Here is a 24,918-nt window from a genome sequence, read left to right as displayed (position 1 = left end):
GGAGCCTCTCATACCCGTCTCAACGCGTTGAGAAAAGCGGCAATTCCGTCACGCCGCTTTGAAGCGGGCCGTTGCCGGGTCAGCGTTGTAGAATGGTACGAACTCTTCGGTCCGGTGGGACAGGTCATTAACACTGTCGATGATGAACTGAACGGTCTCTTCGCTCATCAAATACGAGAAGTTCAGCCGCACCCAGCCGGGTTTCTTCATCTCTTCCCCTGCGGACAGAGCCGCGTGCAATTCATCCGAGGTTGCGCGGTCGATCCCCAGAAGACGGTGCGCATATGGCCCCGCACAGGCACAGCCGCCGCGCGCCTGAATGCCATAAATATCGCTAAGCATCCGGGTGAACAGTTGCTGATGAACCGGCTGGCCAGAGTTATCCCGCACAAGGAAGGAATAGATCGGCAGACGATGCGGGTTATCAACGCCCAGCAAGGTCAGGTTCGGGTTATCACCCCACCCGTCCAGCGCCATACGGTTAAACTGCGCCTCTTTTTCGGCGATCTCATCAGTGCCGACAACATCCTTGACGATAAAGGCCAGCGCCGCGCGGATGTCTCCGACCACGTTGGGTGTTCCGGCCTCTTCGCGCGTGGCCAGGTCCTCGCTGTAGTCGTGCCGCCAGGGCGAAACAAAACTGACCGTGCCACCACCGGGCCAACTGGGGCATGTGCGGCGCACGACGGTCTGATTGACGATCAGAACACCCGACGCCCCCGGCCCGCCCGGAAACTTATGCGGAGACACAACGATAGCATCCTTGCGCGCATCCTCTGGCCCCATGTCCATCGGCAGATAAGGACCACCGCCTGCGTAATCCCAGACCGAAACGGCGCCATGCGCCTTGAGCAGTCGGGTGATCGGATCCGGGTCGGTAATGATTCCGGTTACATTCGACGCAGCCGAAAACGACCCGATGATCAGATCCGATGCAGCATTGTCGATCAGAACCTGCTCCAGCGCCGCCAGATCAACCCCACCTCCAATAGCTTCAGGAATCTCGATCACCTGTGCCTTGCTTTCACGCCACGGCAAAATGTTCGAATGATGCTCGTACGGCCCAATCAAAACGACCGGCCGGTCAGCCGCATCCACACCCAACAAGCTGACCAGCCGGTTCAGACCCGCAGTAGCGCCGGACCCGGTAAATATCACCGCGTCTTCTCCCCTCGCGCCAACGATGCGGGCAATCTCTGCACGCGCCTCGCGGCGCAACCGAGTCATGTATGAACCGCAATAGGAGGCCTCGGTGTGGCTGTTGGCATAAAAAGGCAGCACCTGTTCGGTGACAAAATCCTCAACCTGCCGCAGCGCACGGCCCGAAGCGACGTAATCCGCATAAACCAGCGGCACATCCCCATGCAGACCCGGGATCAGAACGTTCTCTCCGATCAGCCCGTCGCGCAGGCTTGAATTGCGAGTGGTGGACAGGATGTCTGCGCGAAATTTGGACAGGGTCATGGCATAGTCTCCGTATTGCCCTACCAATGTGATTGCTTTTGCCTGAGTAAACTTCACCGTTCTTTTGATAGATTTTTAAAAATTTGTGTCATATGATCAAGAATGGCGGAAAAAATAGATCAAATTGATAAACGCATCCTGCGTGAGCTGCAAACAGACGCGACCTTGTCCCAACGCGAACTGGCCGATCGGGTCGGGCTGTCGCAGAACGCCTGTTGGCGGCGGTTGAAGGCACTGAATGAGGATGGCGTGATTACCGGCTCAACCGCACGAATTGCCCGCGAGAAGTTGGGGCTAAGCCTTGTGGTTTTTGTTATGCTGCGCACCCGGCATCACTCGGCCGACTGGTTGCAAGCATTTCGCAGCCACGTACTGACCATCCCCGAAGTGGTGGATTTCCACCGGATTGGTGGCGACTATGACTATCAATTGAAGGTCGTGACCGAGGACATGGCGTCATATGACAAGGTCTATCAACGCCTGATCGAAAAAGTCGAACTGGACAGCGTGACCTCGTATTTCGCGATGGAAGCAATCGCCGAAGGTCGCCCCTTGCCTATCTGATCCGCTTTTTCATATGGCCAAAAATACCTCGGGGGAGTCGCGCATCGACTGGGGCAGAGCCCCTACAAACAAAAAAAGACCGCGCTGAAAGCGCGGCCCTTTAAATTTTGCGTCTCGGCGAAGATTAGTTCTTCGCGTAGAATTCGACGACCAGGTTCGGCTCCATCATGACCGGGTACGGCACATCGCCCAGACCCGGTGCGCGCACGAAAGTCGCGGTCATTTTCGAGTGGTCCGCGTCGATGTAGTCAGGCACATCACGCTCGGCCAAAGCAACGGCTTCCAGAACAACAGCCAGCTGCTTGGACTTGTCACGTACTTCGATTACGTCGCCTTCTTTGACGCGGTAGCTGGGGATGTTGACCCGCTTGCCGTTCACTTTGACGTGTCCGTGGTTCACGAACTGACGTGCGGCAAACACGGTCGGCACGAACTTGGCGCGGTAAACAACAGCGTCCAGACGGCGCTCCAGCAGACCGATCAGGTTTTCACCAGTATCACCGTTCACACGGACGGCTTCTGCGTAGATGCGGCGGAACTGTTTCTCGGTCAGGTCGCCATAGTAACCTTTCAGCTTCTGCTTGGCGCGCAGCTGCAGACCGAAGTCCGACAGTTTACCCTTGCGGCGCTGACCGTGCTGGCCGGGGCCGTATTCGCGGCGGTTGACCGGGGATTTCGGACGACCCCAGATGTTTTCGCCCATCCGGCGGTCGATTTTGTGCTTGGCAGACGTGCGTTTGGTCACGGCTGATCTCCTTCTTAAGGTCGAGGTCCAGACGGACCACTATGAAGGGCGTTGTCCTCTTGAGGTTTCCCCCATGACAGGCATCCCCTTGCGGGGGCCACCAACACCAATGAAGCCGCGCTTATATCCGCGAAACCGGCAGAGTCAACACACCATGCCATGCAACATTGGAATTTCCATTGAAATCGAGGTTTACCTGCGGGTCAGTCAGCTCTGCGTCCGACAGAAACCGCCCTCTGCTGATCTTGATCATCCAGGACCGGAGTGGATCGGGATGGGAACGCTATGACAGTCTCATCCATCCCGGTTGCTTCGTTCCCCTGGCCCGCAAATTCGGCGACTTCACTAATCCAGAAATCCTGATCCCGCTCCGGGCAATCCCCTTCGAAGACCAGTATCGGGGCTGATTCGCCAGCAACTGGGAACAACGCCGCTGTGAAAGTTTGCGCACCGTTGGTCAACACAAGCAGGCCACTCGCTTCCTCTGAAAGGTTTTGAACATGCGCGCAATGGCTCAGCGTCGCTAAGTCGGAACCAATGTCTTCGGCTCCTTCCAGCATCTGCACAGAGGAATTCTTCAAAAATCGTGCCTGTCCTCGCCACGACCAGGCAGCTCCGACGCTCAAAAAGGACAAGGGCGCTGCCTCAAGTCCATCGATTTCCGTTTGCCTCCAAGAAATGGCTATACGACCGCTTTTTCCGGTTCTCATATTACCGCCTGTACCCTTAAACCCATCACTGCGTACTGGGCTACCCTTATCAACGTAAATTAAGGCGGAAAAGAGACGTTAATGTAATGTTAACGAAATTGTGGCCTTTGAGATTCAACTATTGACTTCTGGCGGGGTATTTTCCCGCCAGAATCGATCAACTTTTGTTGCTTTAGGATTTCTAACTCAGCCACACTTGGAATGCCCGCAACTGCGGCAGGTCATGCAACCTTCGATCATCACCATATCGAATTGACCACAGGACGGACAGGCTTTGCCGCGTGGCGCATCCATATTGACCACCTGCGCCTGAGGGTCGGATTTCAGCCCCATGCCTTCCCCTTCAAGAAAGCCGATATTGATCAGGTGCTGCTCGATCACGCCACCAATCGCGGCCAGGATCGACGGGATGTATTTGCCCTGAACCCAGGCTCCGCCGCGCGGGTCAAACACAGCCTTCAACTCTTCGACCACAAAGGACACATCCCCGCCCCGCCGGAACACGGCCGAGATCATCCGGGTTAGCGCCAGCGTCCAAGCGTAGTGTTCCATGTTCTTCGAGTTGATGAACACCTCGAACGGGCGACGCCGGCCGCCGATGACAATGTCATTGATGGTCAGATAGATCGCGTGCTCGCTATCGGGCCACTTCAGTTTATAGGTCGACCCCTCCAACGCCTGCGGACGATCCAAAGGCTCGGACATGTACACGACTTCGCCTCCATCGACCTCATGCGGCGCAGCGGCGCTTTCGCCCGGCGCAGTGTCGGCACTTTCCGAAACGGTCAGCACCGACCCGGTCACGTCATTCGGTCGATAGGTGGTGCAGCCTTTGCACCCCTGATCCCACGCCTGCATGTATACATCCTTGAACGCGTCAAAGCTGATGTCCTCGGGGCAGTTGATCGTCTTGGAAATCGAACTGTCGATCCATTTCTGCGCCGCGGCCTGCATCTTGACGTGATCGGACGGTGGTAGCGTCTGCGCATTGACGAAATAGTCGGGTAATTCCGCGTCCCCGAACTTGTCACGCCACATCTGCACGGCATAATCCACCACCTCTTCCTCGGTGCGCGAGCCGTCTTTCTGCAGAACTTTGCGCGTATAGGCATAAGCAAAGACCGGCTCGATTCCCGATGACACGTTCCCAGCGTAAAGGGAAATCGTTCCCGTGGGCGCAATCGAGGTCAGCAATGCATTGCGGATGCCATGTTCACGGATCGCATCGCGCACATCCTCGTCCATTTGCTGCATCGTGCCGCTGGCCAGGAATTTCTCGGCATCGAACAGGGGGAACGCCCCTTTTTCCTTCGCCAAGTCCACCGACGCCAGATACGCGGCGCGGGCGATCGCGTGCAGCCAGCGCTCAGTCTGACGCGCCGCCTCGTCCGAGCCATAGCGCAGGCCCTTCATCAACAATGCATCGGCCAGACCTGTCACACCCAGCCCGATGCGGCGTTTGGCTTGCGCTTCGGCCGCCTGCTCCGGCAGCGGGAATTTCGACGCGTCGACCACATTGTCCATCATGCGTACGGCGGTGGCGACCAGATCCTGCAATGCGGCCTCATCCAGGTGTGCCGCATCCTCAAAAGGTTCAGCTACCAATCGCGCAAGGTTGATCGAGCCCAGCAGACACGCGCCATATGGCGGCAGGGGCTGTTCACCACATGGGTTGGTGGCGGCGATGGTTTCCACATAGCTCAGGTTGTTGGCCTGGTTGATGCGGTCGATGAAGATCACGCCCGGCTCGGCATAGTCATAGGTGGCCTGCATGATTTTGTTCCACAGATCGCGCGCCTGAACGGTGTGATAGACCTTGTCGCCAAAGACCAGATCCCACGGGCCGTCGGCTTTGACGGCTTCCATGAAGGGGTCGGTCACCAGCACCGACATATTAAACATGCGCAGGCGGGCCGGGTCGGATTTGGCTGTGATAAACTGTTCGATATCCGGGTGATCGCAGCGCATGGTGGCCATCATCGCACCCCTGCGCGAACCCGCCGACATGATAGTGCGGCACATCGCGTCCCACACATCCATGAACGACAACGGCCCCGAGGCATCGGCGGCCACCCCATGCACATCAGCCCCACGTGGGCGGATGGTCGAGAAATCATAGCCGATCCCCCCACCCTGCTGCATGGTCAACGCAGCCTCTTTCAGCATGTCAAAGATACCGCCCATGCTGTCGGGAACGGTTCCCATGACAAAACAGTTGAACAGGGTCACCTGCCGTGCAGTACCTGCGCCCGCAGTGATACGACCTGCGGGCAGGTATTTGAAATCTTCCAGCGCTTCAAAGAACTTATCTTCCCAATGCCCCTGATCTTTTTCCACTCGTGCCAAATCGCGGGCAATGCGCCGCCAGCTGTCTTCGACTGTCTGGTCGATCGGTGTGCCATCCGCCTGTTTGAAGCGGTATTTCATGTCCCAGATCTGCTCGGCGATGGGGGCGGCAAAGCGGCTCATTGGTGATTCCCTGTACTGAAAGAGGTATCCAGACTATCCTAAATCACACGTCCACCACAACACCTTGATGACGCCGGTCATCAGGCTACAATATAAAGGTGGACCTTGGGACGACTCTGTGGGAAAGCTGTGGATAAGTACGTAAACCTGATAAAACTCTCGGTCGGATCGGAAAGTGTAGACACGCTGATCGCGTGGCAGGACAGCCGTAAACCGCTGTACGAGGATGGTTGCCCGCGCCATGTCACCCGCATGTGGCCCAAGCGCGAGTCCGAGATTTTGAACGGCGGGTCAATTTATTGGGTGATCAAGGGTGTAATCCAATGCCGTCAGCGCATCCTGCGGCTGGATGAGGTGCGCGGTGAGGACGGCATCCGCCGTTGCGCCATCGTACTGGACCCCGAGGTGCACCGTACGCAAACCGCTCTGAAGCGCCCGTTTCAGGGTTGGCGCTATTTAAAACCTGAAGACACCCCTGCCGATCTGCCACAAGGACGCGAGCAGGACGACGCCCTGCCCGATGATTTGAACCGCGCGCTGGCCGAAATCGGAGTGCTTTGATCAGGTCAGGTGATCCAGTAACTTGGATAGAACCGCTTTGTCATCGGCTGAATAGTTGGGCACCCTGCTGCGCCACAGAGTCGCCTGCGACCGTAAGATCACTCCGTCCGACAGAATCTTCAGGTGATTGGCGCGGAGTGTTTCACCCGTCGAGGTGATATCGGCAATCGCTTCGGCCGTTTCATTCATCACCGTGCCTTCGGTCGCGCCCTGGCTATCCACCAAGGTGTAATCGGCGACGCCCGCATCGGTCAGAAACTCGCGCACCAGCCGGTGGTACTTGGTGGCAATCCTCAGCCGATGGCCATGGGTTTTACGAAAGGCCGCTGCAGCAGCGTCCAAATCGTCCAGCGTGTCGACATCCACCCAGCAGGCCGGTGTCGCAATGATCAGGTCAGCCTTACCGAAGCCCAGCTGTGACACCTCTTCCACCTGCTGTTCCCAGCGCGGCAGCTTTTCCTGCACCAGATCAATACCGGTCACGCCCAGATGAATGCGCCCAGCCGCCAGTTCGCGCGGAATTTCCCCTGCAGACAGCAGAATCAGCGATACGCCCTCAATCCCTTCGACCTTACCGGCATATTCCCGGTCCGAACCACTGCGCGACAGGGTAATGCCGCGCTTTTCAAACCACGAGAAGGTTTTCTCCATCAACCGGCCCTTCGAGGGCACGCCCAGTTTCAGGCTCATTGCGCGCCCTCCTCGATTTCCAGGATCAGGTCAGGGCGCAGCACGCCACCCACGGCAGGGATTTCAGCACCATTGCCCAATTGCCGGGTCAGCGCATCATACCGCCCGCCTGTGGCAACCGGAGGCAGGTCCGGGCGTCCCTCGGCATAAAAGCCAAAGACGAACCCGTCGTAATATTCCATGGAAGTACGGCCATAGGCAGCTTCGAAGTCCAGCCGCTCGACATCGACGCCACGCGCCTGCAATGCGGCCACGCGTGTCTCAAGACGGTCCAGCGCCGGGGTAATCTGCGGCAGGTCTACCGCCACATCGCGCAGTTGCTCTAACGCAAAAGGCATGGTTTCGCGCACGTTGAGCAAGGTTTCTAACCCGCCTAGTTCGCTGTCGGAAATCGGCGGGGTGTCGCGGTCTTCGCGCAAGGCTTCGATCCGCGCCTCAATCTCGCTTGCGCGGCGTTTGCCGATCATCGGCACATCCATGGCCAGCGGGTCCTGGGAATCCAGCAAGGCATCACGGCCTTCTGGCACCGGCTTGCGCCCTGCAAACCGATCCAGCAGATTGCGGAAACGACGCGGATGCCACAGGTGCCGCATCAGAGCGGCCTTGCGGCGATCCGTGGTGCGCAGGCCCTGAACTGCAGCCATCAGGATACCAATATCGCCGGTCGCCGCACGCAACGGCAGCCCGCGCAGCTGAAGGGCGAACAACGAAAAAACCTCGGCATCTGCACCCGAGGGATCATCGCGGTCAAAGACCTCGTACCCCACCTGAATGTATTCGTTTGACCGATCTGGGTCGTGCTCCTGACGGCGGAACACCTCACCGGAATAAGTATAGCGCGCGGGTTCAGCCCCATCGCTCATGTGCATCTGCACGACTGGCAGCGTGAAATCTGGGCGCAACATCTGTTCGCCGCGCAGCGCATCCGAGGTCACATAGGCGCGGGCACGGATATCTTCGCCATAGAGGTCCAGCAGCGTTTCGGCTGGTTGCAACAGGGGTGGGTCGACGACCTGTGCGCCAGCGGCCTCGAACCGGACCCGCATCATCGCGGCGCGGGCTTGTATCTGGGAACGGTTGGCCATGGATCAGTCCTGACTGTCCAGAATTTCGCGCACCTTGGCGACCAGATCGCCACGCGGCACTTCAAACTGGCTTGGGCGTTCTTTCCATTCCTCCAGCGTGGCGCTTTCGGCGATCTTCGCACCCAGGATCAGGTCTTTGATCTGTACGATGCCATTGGCCTTTTCATCGCCGCCTTCAATCACCGCGATCGGAGAGTTTCTCTTATCCGCATATTTCAGCTGATTGCCAAAGTTCTTGGGATTGCCCAGATAGACCTCGGCCCGGATGCCAGCATTGCGCAGCTCGGCCACCATGGTCTGATAGTCGGCCATCCGATCCCGGTCCATGACAGTCACAACGACGGGGCCTGTCGCCTGCGCAGCGATCCGACCCTTTTCGCGCAACGCGGCCAGCAATCGGTCGACGCCGATGGAAATACCGGTCGCAGGCACTTCCTGCCCGGTAAATCGCTTGACCAGATCGTCATAGCGACCACCGCCAGAGACCGACCCGAACTGTCGCTTGCGGCCCTTCTCGTCGAAAATCTCAAAGGTCAGTTCGGCCTCATACACCGGCCCGGTATAGTAACCGAGGCCACGCACGACTGAAGGGTCAATCTCTATCCGATCCGCACCGTAGCCGCCCGCATCCAGCAACGCGCCGATCTGTTCCAGTTCGGCAATACCATCGGCACCGATCTTGCTGTCACCGACAGCAGCACGAAGGTTGGCCAATGTCCCAGCGGTGTCTGCGGCTTTCGAAGTCAGGAAAGCAATCACTGGTTCGGCCTGATCGTCGCTGAGGCCCACGCCGTCGATAAACGCCCCCGAGGCATCCAGACGGCCTTTGGTCAGCAACGCGCGCACGCCCTGCTCACCCACCTTGTCGAACTTGTCGATGGTGCGCAGGACATTGTCGCGGGCAGCAGCGTCTTCGCCCAGACCCATCGCCTCAAGCACGCCGTTCAGAACTTTGCGGTTGTTCACCCGTACCAAGTAGTCGCCGCGCGGGATGCCCACGGTTTCCAGCGTGTCCGACAACATGGCGCAAATCTCGGCATCGGCCGCCATCGAGGCCGTACCCACAGTATCCGCGTCACACTGATAAAACTGACGATAGCGTCCCGGACCCGGCTTTTCGTTGCGCCAGACCGGGCCCATCGCATAGCGGCGATAAGGTGTCGGTAGATCATTGCGGTGCTGCGCATAGACACGGGCTAGTGGCGCGGTCAGGTCATAGCGCAGGGCCATCCAGTCGCCCTTGTCATTCTCGTCCACTTCCTGCCACGCGAATACACCCTCGTTCGGGCGATCTACGTCGGGAAGGAACTTGCCCAGCGCCTCAACGGTCTCAACCGCGCTGCTCTCTAAGGCATCAAAACCATATCGATGATAGACGTCCGCAATAGCCCGCAGCATCTCGGTGCGCTGCGTGACTTCCTGGCCGAAATAGTCGCGGAACCCTTTTGGCGTTACTGCCTTGGGGCGGGGCTGTTTCTTGGGCTTGGCCATGTGGGGCGTCCTTGGGCGTTTAGTGTTCCGCGCGCGGTCTATCCCATGGTCCGCATCGGGGCAAGGCGCGCTTTCGCTGGCCTTGGGCCTCACGTGTCGCTATGACCGGCAAAGAAGGAGTCTCCCATGCAGCATTTGGAAGAGCAGATCGCCCATCTGACCCGCACGGTCGAAGAACTAAACACGGTTGTCACCCTCCAGCAATCCGAGATCGACCGCCTGACCCGCCGGGTCGAGATGCTGATGCGTCGCGAAGGCGAACGGGCGCAGGAAGGATCAGGTGGTGTTGTGTTCGGAGACGAACGTCCGCCGCATTATTGAGCGCTTTTTGTGTACCGCCTTTATCAAGAGGCTGAAATTCTATTTCTTCAGTCTCATTGGTGAAACGGATTGCATTCACAGCAACCAAATAACCGGAGAAAATTAATGGTCAAAAAACTCGCTCTGGTTACCGGTGCCGCGCGCGGTATTGGGCTGGCCACCTCAAGACTGTTTCTCCAGGACGGGTGGCACGTGGCGATGGTCGATCGTGATGCGGAAGCATTGACCGAGGCGGCGAGCAATCTTGATGGCACGATGCCGATTGTTGCCGATGTTTCAGATCCAGATCAGGTGGACGATACAATACAGGCCGTTATGTCAAATTTTGGACGAATTGACGCCGTGGTGAACAATGCGGGTATCGCCGAATTTGGACCAATCGAGCAACACGACTTTGCGGTGTGGCGCCGCGTCATGGAAACCAATCTTGACGGTGTGTTTCTGGTTTCACAGGCTTCAATTCCAGCCCTTCGCGAAAGCCGGGGCTCTATTGTCAATATCGCCTCGATCTCGGGACTGCGGGCCAGCACCCTACGTGTTGCGTACGGCACTTCAAAAGCTGGCGTCATCCACCTGACCAAACAGCAAGCCGCAGAATTGGGAGAATACGGGATTCGAGCCAATTGCGTCTGTCCCGGCCCGGTTCGTACCAAGCTGGCGATGGCCGTTCACACACCCGAAATCATCAACGCGTATCATGACGCCATTCCGCTGAACCGTTATGGTTCGGAAGAAGAGATCGCTCAGGTGATCTTATTTCTTTGCTCGGACAAGGCCAGCTATGTAACTGGCCAAGTGATTGCGTCCGATGGCGGGTTCGAGAGCACTGGCGTCGGGCTGCCCGCACTTCGGTCACCCGACTGAATTCTCAATCCAGAAATCTGGTCAGAGATACGGAAAACCGTTGATCACAGACCCAGCGTAGTTTTCACCGCATTGTCGACCACCCCGCCCAAGAGGGCATGCTTATCCGCGGCGCAGCCTTCCGACAGTGCGGCTATGAAAGCTTCACGCAGTTGGGCCTTTTCTTCGTCCGTGGTCGCGTGATCTTCGATATTGATCTGGCGGTTGTAGAGCGATAGGGCCGTCATCTTACCAACAACCTCTACAACAAAGGCTTCATCCCCGTCCGCCTCCTCGGCAATCGAGGCGCAGGTATAGTGCATCAAAGGCAATGCGTCCTGGACCATCTGTTCAGCAGTCTCATCGGCCGTCGCCAAACACGGGGCCGCCAGGATCGCGGCGCAAACAAGCATTCTGAATCTAACAAACCGCATCACAATCACTTCCAGTTATGTCCGATAATGGCCCCGGCCACGCCACCGATGGCTGCACCCTTGCCGTCGCCGATCAACGCACCCACGCCCGCTCCGATCAAAGCCCCTTCGATCGTTTGCTTTTTCTTCTTGTCATCCTTGTCATCTGCCAGCGACCCGGACGCCACCGCCAGTGACGCAGCGGCTGCCAATGCAAATGTTCTGAACCCAATAGCTGTAATTGCCATAGCTGTGCCCTCCTGTGACACACCCCGAAACGGGGCATAAGTCCAGCCTAGCGGCGCAAAAACACTGTGGCAACAAAAGGGTGGGTCAGATTTCCTCGACCATGGTGACGCCATCCAAAGATTTAATGGCCCCCTTGATCTGCGGATTGATTGGGAAATCCTGTCCCAGATCCATCTCAACATCCCCCGGCAGACCGGGATCCAGCAGACAGATGTGGATCGGCCCTTTGGCCGCGCGCTTGGCTGCACCAGCCGCGTCTTCTAGAACCTTGGCGACCGTCGGAAGCACCTCGGGGACGTCAACAAATATTCGCAACCCCGTTGCGCCTGCTTCGGCAACTACAGAATCAACCGGCCCAACAGAATTCGCAAGCAACTTGAGCTGATCGGATTCCATTTCGGCTTTGACGGTCAGCACCACTTGCGATCCGGTCTCTAGAAACTCGCGCGATTTCTCCAGGGTTTCCGAGAACAGCGTGACCTCGTACGCCCCACTTGGATCAGACAATTGCGCAAAAGCAAAGCGGTTGCCCTTGGCCGATTTGCGTTCCTGACGCCCAGACACCACACCGGCCATCTTGGCAATAAACGGACCCGAGCGCGCCTGTTCCGTCACCTCATCCAATGTCATGACCTTCTTGCGTTTCAGCGCGGGCATGTAGTCGTCCAGCGGGTGACCGGACAGATAGAAACCGATGGCTTTGAACTCTTCGCTTAGGCGTTCTGCAGGCAGCCAGTCCGGCGTCTGCGACAGGCGGGGTTCGGGTAGATCATCGCCAGCCTCACCGAACAATGATACCTGGTTCGAGTTCTTTTGGTCGTGGATCGCCGCCGAGTATTGTACCAGCGGATCAAGGCTTTCGAACACACGGCGGCGGTTTTTATCAAGCTGGTCGAATGCCCCGGCCCGCGCCAGCATTTCAAGCGGGCGTTTGCCGACTTTCTTCAGGTCCACCCGGCGGGCAAAGTCGAACAGGTTGACGAATGGCTTGTCGCCGCGGCCATCAACCACGAGGGTCATGGCCTCGGCGCCCACGTTCTTGAGCGCGCCCAGCGCATAGACCAACTGCCCGTCGACTACATCAAAGGTTGACAGAGATCGGTTCACGCAGGGCGGCACGTAGGGCAGCTCTAACCCCTTGCGAACCTCTTCGAAATACACGGCTAGTTTGTCGGTCAGATGGATATCGCAGTTCATGACACCCGCCATGAACTCGACCGGGTGGTTCGCCTTCAGCCAACCGGTTTGATAGCTGACCACCGCATAGGCGGCGGCGTGGGACTTGTTGAAACCATAGTTGGCGAATTTTTCCAACAGGTCGAAAACCTCAGAGGCTTTCTTGGCATCCACGCCATTCTCACCCGCGCCCTTTTCGAATTTGGGGCGTTCGGCATCCATCGCCTCTTTGATCTTCTTACCCATCGCGCGGCGCAACAGGTCCGCGCCACCAAGGCTGTACCCAGCCATCACCTGCGCGATCTGCATCACTTGTTCCTGATAGACGATGATGCCTTGGGTTTCCTCAAGGATGTGGTCGATCAGAGGATGTACGGATTCAATCTTGCGAAGCCCATTCTTGACCTCGCAGTAGGTGGGGATGTTCTCCATTGGCCCCGGGCGATAGAGCGCCACAAGCGCGACGATATCCTCAATACACGTGGGCTTCATGCGTTTCAGCGCATCCATCATACCCGACGATTCCACCTGGAACACCGCTACGGTTTTGGCGGCTGAATAGAGCTTATACGTCGCTTCGTCATCCAGCGGGATAGCGTTGATCTGGTTTTCGGCCCCCTCGGCGGGCTCATACAGTTCCGTGCTATCGGCGGCGATGTGCAGGGGTCGCCCGGATTTGAAGATCAGATCCATCGCATTCTGGATTACGGTCAGGGTTTTCAGACCCAAGAAGTCGAACTTGACGAGACCGGCCTGTTCCACCCATTTCATATTGAATTGGGTTGCAGGCATATCCGAACGCGGATCTTGATACAGCGGCACCAGCGCGTCCAGCGGACGGTCCCCAATCACTACCCCCGCCGCGTGGGTCGAGGCGTTCCGCAACAGACCCTCGACCTGCTGGCCATAGGTAAGCAGCCGGTCCACGACCTCTTCACTGCGGGCCTCTTCGCGCAGGCGGGGTTCGTCTTTCAACGCTTTTTCGATCGAGACTGGTTTGACACCTTCGACCGGGATCATCTTGGACAGACGATCCACCTGACCATAGGGCATCTGTAGCACTCGCCCGATATCGCGCACAGCGGCCTTGGACAGCAAGGCACCAAAAGTGATAATCTGCCCAACCTTATCGCGGCCGTATTTCTGCTGCACGTAGCGGATCACCTCTTCACGGCGATCCATGCAAAAGTCGATATCAAAGTCGGGCATAGAAACCCGTTCGGGGTTCAGGAACCGTTCGAACAACAGTGAATAACGTAGCGGATCAAGGTCCGTGATCGTCAGCGCATAAGCCACCAGCGAGCCCGCACCCGAACCCCGCCCCGGCCCCACCGGAATGTCTTCGTCTTTCGCCCATTGGATAAAGTCAGCAACGATCAGGAAATAGCCGGGAAACCCCATGCCTTCGATGATGTCCAGTTCGAAATCCAACCGTTCCTGATATTCCTCGGGCGTCACCGCATGCGGGATAACTACCAGACGTTTTTGCAGACCTTCATTGGCGATGCGGCGCAGTTCGGCGACCTCGTCATCGGCGAATTTCGGCAGGATCGGGTCACGGCGATAGGCCATGAAGGCGCATCGTTTGGCGATTTCCACCGTATTCTCGATCGCCTCGGGCAAATCGGCGAACAGTGTCACCATTTCCTGCTGCGACTTGAAGTAATGCTGCGCAGTCAGACGGCGGCGTCCGTCCTGCTGATCGACATACGCCCCTTCGGAAATACAGATCAGTGCATCATGGGCCTCGTACATGTCCGAGGTGGGAAAAAAGACATCATTGGTGGCGACCAGCGGCAGGTTCTTGGCATAGGCCATTTCGACATGCCCACGCTCGGTCAGGTGTTCAGCCTCGGGTTGGCCACCCTCCCCCGGATGGCGTTGCAACTCGATGTAAAGACGATCAGGGAACATGCCCGCCAGCCGATCCACCAAAGCCTCAGCCGCCAGGCGTTGGCCTTGCTGCAGTAACATACCCACCGGCCCGTCCGGCCCACCTGTCAGGCAGATCAGGCCGTCCGAGTGTTGTGCCAGTTCTTCCAAGGTGACCTGTGGAAGCTGTCCGCCCTTGTCCACATAAAGACAGGAACTCAGCTTCATCAGGTTCTCATATCCGACCTCGGACTGCGCCAGCAGCACCAGCGGAGCCGGGATTTTCGGCTTTTCACCCGGCTGTGCCTGCACATAGGTCAGATCAACCTGGCACCCCATAATCGGTTGCACCCCTGCCCCGCTTGCGGTGACCGAAAACTCCAAAGCCGAGAACATGCTGTTGGTGTCGGTCACGGCGACGGCTGGCATCTCCATTTTTTCGCATAATGCGGGCAGTTTTTTCAGCCGTACGGCGCCTTCCAGCAGGGAATATTCGGTGTGAACGCGGAGGTGAATGAATCGTGTGGTGCTGCTCATACCGCCTACGCTATCCCAGCCAGCGGCGCGGCAAAAGCGGGAACCGATGCTTTTGAAAGCTCAAAAAATCAAAACCGATTGTTCGGTTTTTACAGAAGGTGCTTCGGGCAGAAATTCGTTGGATTGACAGAAAACACTTTAATTTCAGATGCCTGAATATTACAGAAACCCGGTGTTTTTTCGCAAAACGGTCCTAATGGTACATCATATAGGCAGTTTTTCTTGCCAGATAACCTGCCCTGTTTCTAACATCTAATGGCAAGCTTTCCGCCCGCCACTCTTTCTACGTCGCATCGAAGGAGGGCCACAGGGGCGCAACCGGGTAAGGCGACGGGTTTCTCGAATGGATATCACGTTTCTTCTGAACGGAGAGACAGTGGAACTGGCGGATGTCGATCCGACAGCGACCCTGCTGGATTGGCTACGCGAGGATCGGGGCCTGACCGGTACCAAGGAAGGCTGCAACGAAGGTGATTGCGGGGCTTGCACCGTCATGGTCACGGATGAAAGCGGCGCCAAGGCGCTGAATTCCTGCATCCTGTTTTTACCGCAACTGCACGGCAAAGCGGTTCGTACCGTCGAAGGTGCAAGCGGCCCAAATGGCGAAGCCCATCCGGTGCAGCAGGCCATGGTTGATCTGCATGGATCGCAATGCGGCTTTTGCACCCCCGGTTTCGTGATGTCGATGGTGGCCAGTCATTCAAACGACGCAAGGGACCATGACACGCAGTTGGCGGGGAACCTTTGTCGCTGCACCGGATACGCCCCGATCATCCGCGCGGCCAAAGCCGCCGAAGAACACCCCGTGCCCGTTTGGGTCAAGGACAAACCTGTTTCTACACCTGCCACGATGCCCATGCTGCCGGGCTCCTCTGACGAATTGGCCGCGGTCTATGCCGAACACCCAGATGCCACCCTGGTCGCGGGCGCAACCGATGTAGGGCTGTGGGTCACCAAGCAATTGCGCGATCTTGATCCGGTGATCTTCCTGAACCGCTGTGACGATCTGAAAGACATTACAATAACGGACGATGAAATTCGTTTTGGGGCCATGGTCGATATGAACCGCATGGGCGAGGCGCTGACCGATCTGCACCCCTCGTACGCCGAGATGATCCGCCGATATGCCAGCGTTCAGGTGCGCCACGCGGCCACCGTTGGCGGCAACATCGCCAATGGCTCCCCCATCGGGGACAACCCGCCCGCGCTGATTGCCCTGAACGCCACCCTGCATCTGCGCAAGGGCAACGACCGCCGTTCGATACCGCTGGAGGAGTTCTTCATCGACTACGGCAAACAGGACCGCAGCCCCGGCGAGTTTGTTGAGGCCGTCAGCTTCCCCCGTCAGGCGGATCGCCTGAAGGCTTATAAGATCAGCAAACGGTTCGATCAGGATATCTCGGCCGTGTGTGGTTGTTTCAACATCACCGTTTCAGATGGTGTCGTCGACCAGGCGCGCATCGCCTTTGGCGGCATGGCCGGCGTCCCAAAACGCGCCACTCAAGTCGAGGCCGCGTTGAACGGCAATCCATGGACACGTGAAACGGTGCATACTGCGATGCTGGCCTTTGACGATGACTTTACACCAATGACGGATATGCGCGCCTCGGCCACCTATCGGCTTGAGACGGCCAAGGCGCTGCTGGAAAGGTATTACCTTGAAGATCAGGGCCACGTGACCAACGTGCTGGAGGTGTCGGCATGAGCGTGACAAAACCCCTCCCCCACGACGCAGCGCCGCTTCATGTGTCCGGCACCGCCCGCTACGTAGATGACATTCCGACGCCCAAGGGAACGCTTTATCTGGCGTTCGGTATGAGCCCGATTGCCAAGGGCAAGATCACCGCGATGGATTTGTCTGCGGTCAAAGCAGCCGAAGGCGTCGAGTTGGTCATGACGGCCGAAGACCTGCTTTTTGCCAACGATGTTTCGCCCTCGATCCATGATGAGCCGCTGCTGTCTGACGGCACCGTTCACTATATCGGCCAACCCGTTTTTCTGGTGGTCGCCACCAGCCATCTGGCCGCCCGCAAGGCCGCACGGCTGGGCAAGATTGACTATGACGAAGAAACCCCAATCCTGACGGTCGAAGAGGCGCTTGCTGCCAATAGCCGGTTTGAGGAAGGCCCGCGCATTTATGCCAAGGGCGACGCGGACGCGGCTATTGCGGGCGCGACCCATGTGATCGACGGGGGCTTTGAGCTCGGCGGGCAGGAACATTTCTATCTGGAAGGTCAGGCCGCCCTGGCCGTGCCGAACGAAGGTGCGGATATGCTGGTGCATTCCTCAACACAGCACCCGACCGAGATTCAGCACAAGGTTGCTGACGCTTTGGGCGTTCCAATGCACGCCGTACGGGTCGAAACCCGCCGCATGGGCGGAGGGTTCGGCGGTAAGGAAAGCCAGGGCAACGCGCTGGCCGTGGCTTGTGCCATTGCCGCGCGTGTAACCGGCAAGGCCTGCAAGATGCGCTATGACCGCGACGATGACATGGTCATCACCGGCAAGCGCCATGCGTTCCGGATTTCGTATCGCGCAGGCTTTGATGAGCATGGCCATATTCAGGGCGTGTCCTTCCTGCAATACGCCATCTGCGGCTGGGCACAGGACCTGTCCCTGCCGGTCGCTGACCGTGCCATGCTGCATTCGGACAATGCCTATTTGCTGCCTAATGCGCGGATTGAAAGCCACCGGCTGAAAACCAACACCCAATCCGCCACCGCCTACCGCGGATTTGGCGGCCCGCAGGGCATGATCGCGATAGAACGGGTCATGGACCACGCCGCTTATGAATTGGGTCTGGACCCGGTCGAGCTGCGCCGCCGGAACTATTACGACCCTGCCCATCCGCCAACCATGGAACCTGAACATCTGGCGAAGCGTCCGTTGGAACGCGTCGATCCGCATGAGGATCTGACAAGCCTTGGCGCTGTTGAGCAGGTTGAGACCGCTCCGCCCGTGCGCCCGGTGCCGGAAGGCGGCAATACAACGCCCTACGGCATGGAAGTCACCGATTTCGAACTGCACGGCATGACCGAAGCGCTGCTGAAATCCAGCGACTATGCCGCGCGCAAGGCGGCGATCGATGCGTGGAACGCCGAAAACAGCGTGATCAAGAAAGGCATCGCTTTCTCTCCGGTCAAATTCGGGATTTCCTTCACGCTGACCCACCTGAATCAGGCGGGTGCGCTGGTGCATGTGTATCAAGACGGTTCGGTCCACTTGAACCATGGCGGCACAGAAATGGGCCAGGGCCTGTTCCAGAAAGTCGCGCAGGTTGCGGCCTCGCGCTTTGGCATTCCGCTCGAGTTGGTAAAGATCACTGCAACGGACACGGCCAAGGTGCCGAATACCTCTGCCACGGCCGCGTCTTCGGGCAGTGACCTGAACGGCATGGCGGTGAAGGCCGCGTGCGACACGATCCGCGATCGGATGGCCGACTATCTGGCCGAACGGCATCAGGCTGATCCGTCCAGCGTTACCTTCACGGATGGCCACGTCTCAGTCGGCGAAGAACGCTATACCTTCGCCGAAGCCGCAGCATTGGCGTATCAAGGGCGCATCAGTCTGTCGGCAACCGGGTTCTACAAGACGCCTAAGATCGAATGGGACCGGATCAAGGGCCGGGGCCGCCCGTTTTACTACTTTGCTTATGGTGCTTCGATCACCGAGGTTGCCGTCGACACATTGACCGGAGAGAACCGCATTCTGCGCACCGACATCCTGCATGATGCGGGTGCGTCGCTGAACCCGGCACTGGATATCGGGCAGGTAGAAGGTGGCTATGTGCAAGGCGCAGGCTGGCTGACGACCGAAGAACTGGTCTGGGACGACAAGGGCAACCTGCGCACGCATGCGCCGTCTACATACAAAATCCCCGCCTGTTCGGACCGACCCGACATTTTCAACGTCGCACTCTGGGACGGACAGAACCGCGAAGACACGATCTATCGCTCAAAAGCGGTGGGTGAGCCGCCCTTTATGTTGGGAATTTCCGCTTGGCTGGCACTGTCCAACGCGGTGGCGGCTTGTGGAGACAGCTATCCGGCACTGGATGCGCCTGCCACGGCCGAAGAAGTCTGGCGCGGCGTCCAAAGGGTGAAGGGAGGCATCTGATGGGATTCGACCTGGAGGCTTTGAGGGAGGCGGTCAAAACCCACGGGAAAGTAACTCGGGTGGTCATCGCGGCGATCAAAGGGTCGTCCCCACGCGAAGTTGGGGCCGCTATGCTGGTTTGGAAGGATGGGCAAAGCGGTACAATCGGGGGTGGCGTACTTGAATACGAAACAGCCCAGGCCGCACGAACCCAAATCGTATCCTCGCGCCTGACGCATCATGCGCTTGGCCCAGACATGGGGCAGTGCTGCGGCGGCGCGGTCGCGTTGTTTAGCGAAGTCTTTGACGCCAAGGCAGCGAACGCGCTGGACGATACGGTCATCGCAAGAACGGCAGCGGGAGGTGACATGCCCCTGTCCGTCAAACGCCTGCTGGCGGCTGCGCGCGGTCAGGGTATCGCGCCCGATCCGCAACTGATCGACGGCTGGATGGTTGAACCGGTACACAAACCGGCCCGCAATCTGTGGATCTGGGGTGCAGGTCATGTCGGCCGTGCACTTGTGGATGTGCTCGCACCACTGCCCGATCTGGCAATCACATGGGTCGACACTGCACCTGAGCGTTTTCCGAACACGGTTCCAAACGGAGTAACAGTGGTTCCGGTCGCAAAACCGGCCGAGTTGGTGCGCCACGCGCCGACCAATGCCGAACATCTTGTGCTGACTTATTCACACAATCTGGACCTGGAGCTGTGCAACCGGCTGCTTTCACACGATTTCCGCTTTGCGGGGCTGATCGGCTCGGCTACGAAATGGGCGCGATTCCGGTCTCGGTTGGCAGCGCTGGGGCATATGCCCGAACGGATTAACCGGATCACCTGTCCAATCGGCGACCCCGACTTGGGCAAACACCCGCAGATGATCGCCGTTGGCGTCGCAGCAGACCTGCTGCGTCCCGCCCGGCAGAACGAATTGAAAAAGGACCTGAGCGCGTGACCACTCCACTGCTAAGCTTACAAGGTTTAACCAAGGCCTATCCCGGCGTCGTGGCCAATGATCAGGTGTCCTTTGACATCGGTGAGGGTGAAGTTCACGCCCTGCTGGGCGAAAACGGCGCGGGTAAATCCACGCTGGTGAAAATGATCTATGGGCTGGTGAAGCCCGACAGCGGCACAATGCTGCTGCGCGGTCAGGCGTTTGCGCCACCGGAACCCCGCGCCGCACGAGCCGACGGGATCGCGATGGTGTTCCAGCACTTCTCGCTGTTTGACGCGCTGAACGTGGCCGAAAATATCGCGCTGGGGATGGAGAACCCGCCGCCGATGGGCGATCTGGCCTCGCGTATCCGCGAAGTGTCGGAAACCTATGGCCTGCCGCTGGACCCGTTCCGCACCGTTGGCGATCTGTCCGCGGGTGAGCGTCAGCGGGTCGAGATCATCCGCTGCCTGTTGCAGGACCCCAAGCTGCTGATCATGGACGAGCCGACCTCGGTTCTGACCCCGCAAGAGGTTGAGATCCTGTTCGAAACACTGAACAAGTTGCGGTCCGAGGGCACCTCGATCCTGTATATCTCGCACAAGCTGGAAGAAATTCGCACGCTTTGCGACCACGCCACCATTTTGCGCCTAGGCAAGAACGTAGGTGAGTGTGTGCCGTCTGAAACCTCGGCGCGGGACATGGCCGAGATGATGGTCGGCTCGACCTTGCAGACACCGGAACGCTCGGGGCGTGAATTTGGCGAGGTAGCGCTGGATGTCAGCGGACTTTCAGTTCCGTCGCCCTCGGAATTTGGCACGGCTTTGAAGAACGTTCACATGACGGTCCGTAAGGGCGAAGTTCTTGGTGTCGGCGGCGTGGCTGGCAACGGTCAGGATGAACTGCTGGGCGTGTTGTCCGGTGAAATCCAGACAACAGCAGATGCCATCAAGTTCAACGGCCTGCCGATCGGCAAGCTGGGGCCGACGGCCCGACGCAAGCTGGGTGTGCTGACCGCGCCCGAAGAACGGCTGGGCCATGCAGCGGCCCCGGACATGAGCCTGACCGAAAACGCATTGCTGACCGGTTCGGTGCGCGAAGGTTTGGAAAGCAACGGCTTTCTGAAGTGGTCAGAAACCAAAAGTTTCGCTGAGAAAATCATCAGCGCCTTCGACGTCCGCACGCCGGGGCCCGAAAATGCGGCGCGGTCATTATCAGGCGGCAACCTGCAGAAATTCGTGATCGGACGCGAGGTGTTGCAGAACCCTGACGTTCTGGTGGTGAACCAGCCCACCTGGGGCGTGGACGCGGCGGCGGCAGCCTCGATCCGGCAGTCCATTCTGGACCTGGCGGCCAAAGGAACCGCAGTCATCTGCATTAGCCAAGATCTAGATGAATTAATGGAAATCTCCGACAGCTTTGCCGCCCTCAACGAAGGGCGTCTGAGCGCGCCGCGCCCAACCACCGGCCTGACCGTGGATGAGATTGGCCTGATGATGGGCGGCGCACATGGCATGGAGGTGGCCCATGTCTAACCCATTACAAAAGAATGAAATCAGGGGGATGAGCGGATGATTGTGTTGGAGAAACGGCCGCAGCCGTCCAAGGCGTGGTCTTATGCCACCCCGCTGGTGGCGGTGTTGGCAACGATGGTGTTTGGCGGCATTCTGTTCGCCATTCTGGGTAAGAACCCGATCGAAGCAATCGGCACCATTTTCTGGGAACCTCTGTTCGGAGAATTCGCCTTTTATTACCGTCCGCAATTGCTGGTGAAAGGGGCACCTCTGGTGCTGATCGCTATTGGCCTATCGCTGGGTTTCCGCGCCGGTATCTGGAATATTGGGGCCGAGGGTCAATACATCATGGGTGCCATCTTTGGTGCCGGTGCGGGCTTGGCCTTCTATCCGCTAGAGGCGTTTTACGTCTTTCCGATCATGGTGATCGCTGGCGCGCTTGGCGGTTGGTTGTGGGCATCCATTCCGGCCTTTCTAAAGGTCCGCTTCGGCACCAATGAAATACTTGTTTCGCTGATGCTGGTGTACGTGGCCGAACAGATGCTGGCCTCGGTCTCGCTGGGCCTGCTGAAAAACCCTGAAGGCTTCGGCTTTCCCGGCTCGCGTAACCTGCAATCCTATGAAAGCGCACATAATGCGGAACTGATCGCGGGGTCCGGGATGCACTGGGGTGTCGTGACCGCGCTGATCGCGGTGATCTTTGCCTATGTCCTGCTGAACCGACACATGTTGGGCTTCCACATCCGGCTGACCGGAGAAGCCCCTCGCGCGGCAAAGTTTGCAGGCGTGAACCCGGCGCGGCTGATCTTGTTCTGCCTGGGTCTGTCCGGCGCGCTGGCCGGGCTTGCGGGCATGTTCGAAGTGTCCGGCCCCTCGGGTGTGGTCAGCATCGACTTTAACGTCGGTTATGGCTTTACCGCGATCATCGTGGCCTTTCTGGGCCGTCTGCATCCGGTGGGTATCCTGCTGGCCGGTGGCCTGATGGCGCTGACTTATATCGGCGGTGAAATCGCGCAGTCTCAGCTGGGCCTGCCCGCCGCTGCCATTCAGGTGTTCCAGGGGATGCTTCTGTTCTTCCTGCTGGCTTTCGATCTTTTGACCAACTACCGCATCCGTGCGGCCCATAGCGAGGTGGCGTGACCCATGGATTTAGGTGAAATCAATCCCGTACTTCTGATCGCCTCGCTGATGGTGGCCGCAACTCCGCTGCTGTTGGCTGCAATCGGAGAGTTGGTGGTCGAGAAAGCAGGCGTCCTGAACCTTGGCGTCGAGGGTATGATGATCGTGGGTGCAATCAGCGGATTTGCGATCTCGGTCGAAACCGGCTCACCCTGGCTGGGGTTCATTGCGGCGGCCATCGGCGGCGCCGTACTGTCGCTGCTGTTTGTGCTGCTGACACAGTTCGCGCTGGCCAATCAGGTTGCAAGTGGTTTGGCCCTAACCCTGTTTGGCCTGGGTTTCAGCGCCCTTCTGGGCCAAAGCTATGTGGGTATCAAGCCGCCCAGCATGGGTGACATCCACATCCCGGTGATCAGCGATATCCCGGTGATCGGCCCGATCCTGTTCCAGCATGACCCGATCCTGTATGTCGGTATCGCCCTGACAGCAGCCGTGTGGGCCGTTCTGAAATACACCCGCGTCGGTTTGATCCTGCGCGCGGTGGGTGAAAACCACGATGCGGCTCATGCCTTGGGTTACAAGGTTATCAAGATCCGCATCATGGCGATCCTGTTCGGTGGCGCATGCGCGGGCCTCGGCGGAGCCTATATCAGCCTGATCCGCGTCCCGCAGTGGACCGAGGGCATGACAGCCGGTGTCGGCTGGATCGCCCTGGCGCTGGTGGTCTTCGCCAGCTGGAAGCCATGGCGCGCCTTGCTGGGAGCCTATTTGTTCGGCGGAATCACGGTGTTGCAGCTTAATTTGCAGGCGGCGGGCGTTGCCATTCCAGTCGAGTATCTGGCAATGTCGCCCTATATCATCACGATCCTTGTGCTTGTGATCCTTTCGGCCGACAAGAGCAGCGCACCTGCCTCACTAGGCCGGATCTTCCATGCCTCACACTAGGGGCCAATTAAACCAACTTGGGGAGTAACACATGAAATTCACATCACTTTTGGCAAGCGCCGCCATGGCGCTGGGTCTGGCGACAAGCGCCATGGCCGAAGACAAAACCAAAGTCGGTTTCGTCTATGTCGGCCCCGTCGGCGACGGCGGCTGGACCTATGAACACGACAAGGGCCGTCTGGCGGTCGAAGAGCATTTCGGTGACAAGGTCGAAACTGTATTCGTGGAATCAGTGCCCGAAGGCCCGGACGCTGAACGTGTGATGACTCAGATGGCGCTGGAAGGGGCTGACCTGATCTTTACCACTTCGTTCGGCTATATGGACCCGACCATTAACGTGGCCAAGAAATTCCCGAACGTGAAGTTCGAGCATGCGACTGGCTACAAGACCGCCGACAACGTCTCGGTCTATTCTGCTCGCTTTTATGAAGGTCGTGCCGTTCAGGGCCACATCGCCGGTAAAATGACCGAGTCGAACATCGTCGGCTATATTGGTTCCTACCCGATCCCCGAAGTGATCCGCGGCATCAACTCGGCCTATATTCACGCCAAGAAGGTGAACCCGGATGTCGAGTTCAAGATTGTCTGGGCTTACACTTGGTTCGATCCCGCAAAAGAAGCGGACGCCGCCACCGTTCTGATCGAACAGGGCGCCGACGTGATCCTGCAGCACACCGACTCGACCGCACCGCAGGCGGCCGCGCAAGAGGCAGGCAACGTGATCACCTTCGGGCAGGCCTCGGACATGAGCGAATACGCCCCGAAGCCACGCGTATCCTCGATCATCGACAACTGGGCGCCCTATTACATCGCGCGCACTCAGGCTGTTATGGATGGGTCGTGGGAAACCGTGAACACCTGGGACGGCATCAAAGAAGGCATGGTTGAGATTGGCGAAATCTCGGACGCGGTTCCTGCCGAAGTGAAAGAAGAAGCGCTGGCGATGAAAGCCGCCATGGCCGCAGGTGAATACCACCCCTTCACCGGTCCGCTGAAAAAGCAGGACGGCAGTGACTGGCTGGGTGAAGGCGAAACCGCCGATGACGGTACGCTGGCGGGCATGAACTTCTATGTCGAAGGGCTGGAAGGCGACATTCCGCAGTAAGCTCTATTGAGCCAA

At 58.4% G+C, this 24,918-nt stretch carries 21 protein-coding genes; 11 read left to right on the top strand and 10 right to left on the bottom strand.

Annotated elements, in window-relative coordinates:
- Positions 1 to 48: 48 nt before the first annotated feature.
- Positions 49 to 1,464 (bottom strand): aminotransferase class V-fold PLP-dependent enzyme, encoded by a 1,416-nt coding sequence (locus ACR0DL_RS00265; RefSeq protein WP_480687049.1) that lies wholly within the window; start codon positions 1,462 to 1,464, stop codon positions 49 to 51.
- Positions 1,465 to 1,566: 102 nt separating this feature from the next.
- On the opposite strand from ACR0DL_RS00265, the gene ACR0DL_RS00260 reads away from it, so the two are divergent.
- A complete protein-coding gene (locus ACR0DL_RS00260) occupies positions 1,567 to 2,028 on the top strand; it encodes an Lrp/AsnC family transcriptional regulator (protein WP_170347805.1) in 462 nt (153 codons plus the stop codon).
- A 124-nt stretch (positions 2,029 to 2,152) separates the two neighbouring features.
- On the opposite strand, the gene rpsD is transcribed toward ACR0DL_RS00260, so the two are convergent.
- The 3 genes from rpsD to ACR0DL_RS00245 all read right to left on the bottom strand — a co-directional run bounded on the left by rpsD (position 2,153) and on the right by ACR0DL_RS00245 (position 5,952).
- A complete protein-coding gene (gene rpsD / locus ACR0DL_RS00255; protein WP_170347804.1) occupies positions 2,153 to 2,773 on the bottom strand; it encodes a 30S ribosomal protein S4 in 621 nt (206 codons plus the stop codon).
- A gap of 203 nt (positions 2,774 to 2,976) precedes the next feature.
- Positions 2,977 to 3,354: a hypothetical protein gene (locus ACR0DL_RS00250; RefSeq protein WP_480687048.1), complete on the bottom strand. Its 378-nt coding sequence runs from the start codon at positions 3,352 to 3,354 to the stop codon at positions 2,977 to 2,979.
- Positions 3,355 to 3,669: 315 nt separating this feature from the next.
- A complete protein-coding gene (locus ACR0DL_RS00245) occupies positions 3,670 to 5,952 on the bottom strand; it encodes an adenosylcobalamin-dependent ribonucleoside-diphosphate reductase (protein WP_170347802.1) in 2,283 nt (760 codons plus the stop codon).
- Positions 5,953 to 6,081: 129 nt separating this feature from the next.
- On the opposite strand from ACR0DL_RS00245, the gene ACR0DL_RS00240 reads away from it, so the two are divergent.
- Positions 6,082 to 6,513, top strand: coding sequence for a DUF1489 family protein (locus tag ACR0DL_RS00240; protein ID WP_480687046.1), 432 nt, complete (start codon positions 6,082 to 6,084; stop codon positions 6,511 to 6,513).
- Here the strand turns inward: ACR0DL_RS00240 and hisG are convergent, their stop codons facing one another.
- From hisG to hisS, 3 genes are read right to left on the bottom strand one after another with little or no spacing between them, the layout of a single operon-like run.
- Positions 6,514 to 7,203 carry an ATP phosphoribosyltransferase gene (gene hisG, locus ACR0DL_RS00235; RefSeq protein WP_170347800.1) on the bottom strand — a complete coding sequence of 230 codons (690 nt, stop codon included), beginning with the start codon at positions 7,201 to 7,203 and terminating at the stop codon, positions 6,514 to 6,516.
- Positions 7,200 to 8,288: an ATP phosphoribosyltransferase regulatory subunit gene (locus tag ACR0DL_RS00230; RefSeq protein ID WP_480687044.1), complete on the bottom strand. Its 1,089-nt coding sequence runs from the start codon at positions 8,286 to 8,288 to the stop codon at positions 7,200 to 7,202. Before ACR0DL_RS00230 ends, hisG begins: the two co-directional genes overlap by 4 nt.
- 3 nt (positions 8,289 to 8,291) lie before the next feature.
- Positions 8,292 to 9,779 carry a histidine--tRNA ligase gene (gene hisS, locus ACR0DL_RS00225; protein WP_226688787.1) on the bottom strand — a complete coding sequence of 496 codons (1,488 nt, stop codon included), beginning with the start codon at positions 9,777 to 9,779 and terminating at the stop codon, positions 8,292 to 8,294.
- 126 nt (positions 9,780 to 9,905) lie between these two features.
- Between hisS and ACR0DL_RS00220 the strand changes: the two genes are divergently transcribed.
- The gene (locus ACR0DL_RS00220) at positions 9,906 to 10,100 is read left to right on the top strand and encodes a SlyX family protein (RefSeq protein ID WP_480687042.1); all 195 of its coding nucleotides are present in this window, start codon (positions 9,906 to 9,908) and stop codon (positions 10,098 to 10,100) included.
- 105 nt (positions 10,101 to 10,205) lie between these two features.
- Positions 10,206 to 10,964 (top strand): SDR family NAD(P)-dependent oxidoreductase, encoded by a 759-nt coding sequence (locus ACR0DL_RS00215; RefSeq protein WP_170347796.1) that lies wholly within the window; start codon positions 10,206 to 10,208, stop codon positions 10,962 to 10,964.
- Positions 10,965 to 11,008: 44 nt separating this feature from the next.
- On the opposite strand, the gene ACR0DL_RS00210 is transcribed toward ACR0DL_RS00215, so the two are convergent.
- The 3 genes from ACR0DL_RS00210 to dnaE all read right to left on the bottom strand — a co-directional run bounded on the left by ACR0DL_RS00210 (position 11,009) and on the right by dnaE (position 15,190).
- Complete coding sequence (locus ACR0DL_RS00210; protein ID WP_480687040.1) at positions 11,009 to 11,377, bottom strand: hypothetical protein; 369 nt, start codon at positions 11,375 to 11,377, stop codon at positions 11,009 to 11,011.
- Between the two features lie 5 nt (positions 11,378 to 11,382).
- Complete coding sequence (locus tag ACR0DL_RS00205; RefSeq protein WP_170347795.1) at positions 11,383 to 11,604, bottom strand: YMGG-like glycine zipper-containing protein; 222 nt, start codon at positions 11,602 to 11,604, stop codon at positions 11,383 to 11,385.
- Between the two features lie 85 nt (positions 11,605 to 11,689).
- The gene (dnaE, locus tag ACR0DL_RS00200; protein ID WP_480687038.1) at positions 11,690 to 15,190 is read right to left on the bottom strand and encodes a DNA polymerase III subunit alpha; all 3,501 of its coding nucleotides are present in this window, start codon (positions 15,188 to 15,190) and stop codon (positions 11,690 to 11,692) included.
- Positions 15,191 to 15,533: 343 nt separating this feature from the next.
- On the opposite strand from dnaE, the gene xdhA reads away from it, so the two are divergent.
- From xdhA to ACR0DL_RS00165, 7 genes are read left to right on the top strand one after another with little or no spacing between them, the layout of a single operon-like run.
- Complete coding sequence (xdhA, locus tag ACR0DL_RS00195) at positions 15,534 to 16,895, top strand: xanthine dehydrogenase small subunit (protein WP_480687036.1); 1,362 nt, start codon at positions 15,534 to 15,536, stop codon at positions 16,893 to 16,895.
- Positions 16,892 to 19,306, top strand: coding sequence for a xanthine dehydrogenase molybdopterin binding subunit (gene xdhB / locus ACR0DL_RS00190; RefSeq protein WP_480687034.1), 2,415 nt, complete (start codon positions 16,892 to 16,894; stop codon positions 19,304 to 19,306). Before xdhA ends, xdhB begins: the two co-directional genes overlap by 4 nt.
- A complete protein-coding gene (gene xdhC / locus ACR0DL_RS00185; RefSeq protein ID WP_480687032.1) occupies positions 19,306 to 20,241 on the top strand; it encodes a xanthine dehydrogenase accessory protein XdhC in 936 nt (311 codons plus the stop codon). Before xdhB ends, xdhC begins: the two co-directional genes overlap by 1 nt.
- On the top strand, positions 20,238 to 21,755 hold the full coding sequence (locus tag ACR0DL_RS00180; RefSeq protein ID WP_480687030.1) for an ABC transporter ATP-binding protein: 1,518 nt from the start codon (positions 20,238 to 20,240) through the stop codon (positions 21,753 to 21,755). Before xdhC ends, ACR0DL_RS00180 begins: the two co-directional genes overlap by 4 nt.
- Before the next feature lie 36 nt (positions 21,756 to 21,791).
- The gene (locus tag ACR0DL_RS00175) at positions 21,792 to 22,874 is read left to right on the top strand and encodes an ABC transporter permease (protein ID WP_170360597.1); all 1,083 of its coding nucleotides are present in this window, start codon (positions 21,792 to 21,794) and stop codon (positions 22,872 to 22,874) included.
- A gap of 3 nt (positions 22,875 to 22,877) precedes the next feature.
- Positions 22,878 to 23,798, top strand: coding sequence for an ABC transporter permease (locus ACR0DL_RS00170; RefSeq protein ID WP_170374180.1), 921 nt, complete (start codon positions 22,878 to 22,880; stop codon positions 23,796 to 23,798).
- Between the two features lie 31 nt (positions 23,799 to 23,829).
- Complete coding sequence (locus ACR0DL_RS00165; RefSeq protein WP_425081132.1) at positions 23,830 to 24,903, top strand: BMP family ABC transporter substrate-binding protein; 1,074 nt, start codon at positions 23,830 to 23,832, stop codon at positions 24,901 to 24,903.
- Positions 24,904 to 24,918 lie beyond the last annotated feature (15 nt).

This window comes from Ruegeria sp. BB5, from assembly GCF_056539405.1.
The sequence above is the reverse complement of the archived record's forward strand: the minus strand, read 5'-3'. Positions and strand labels throughout refer to the sequence as shown.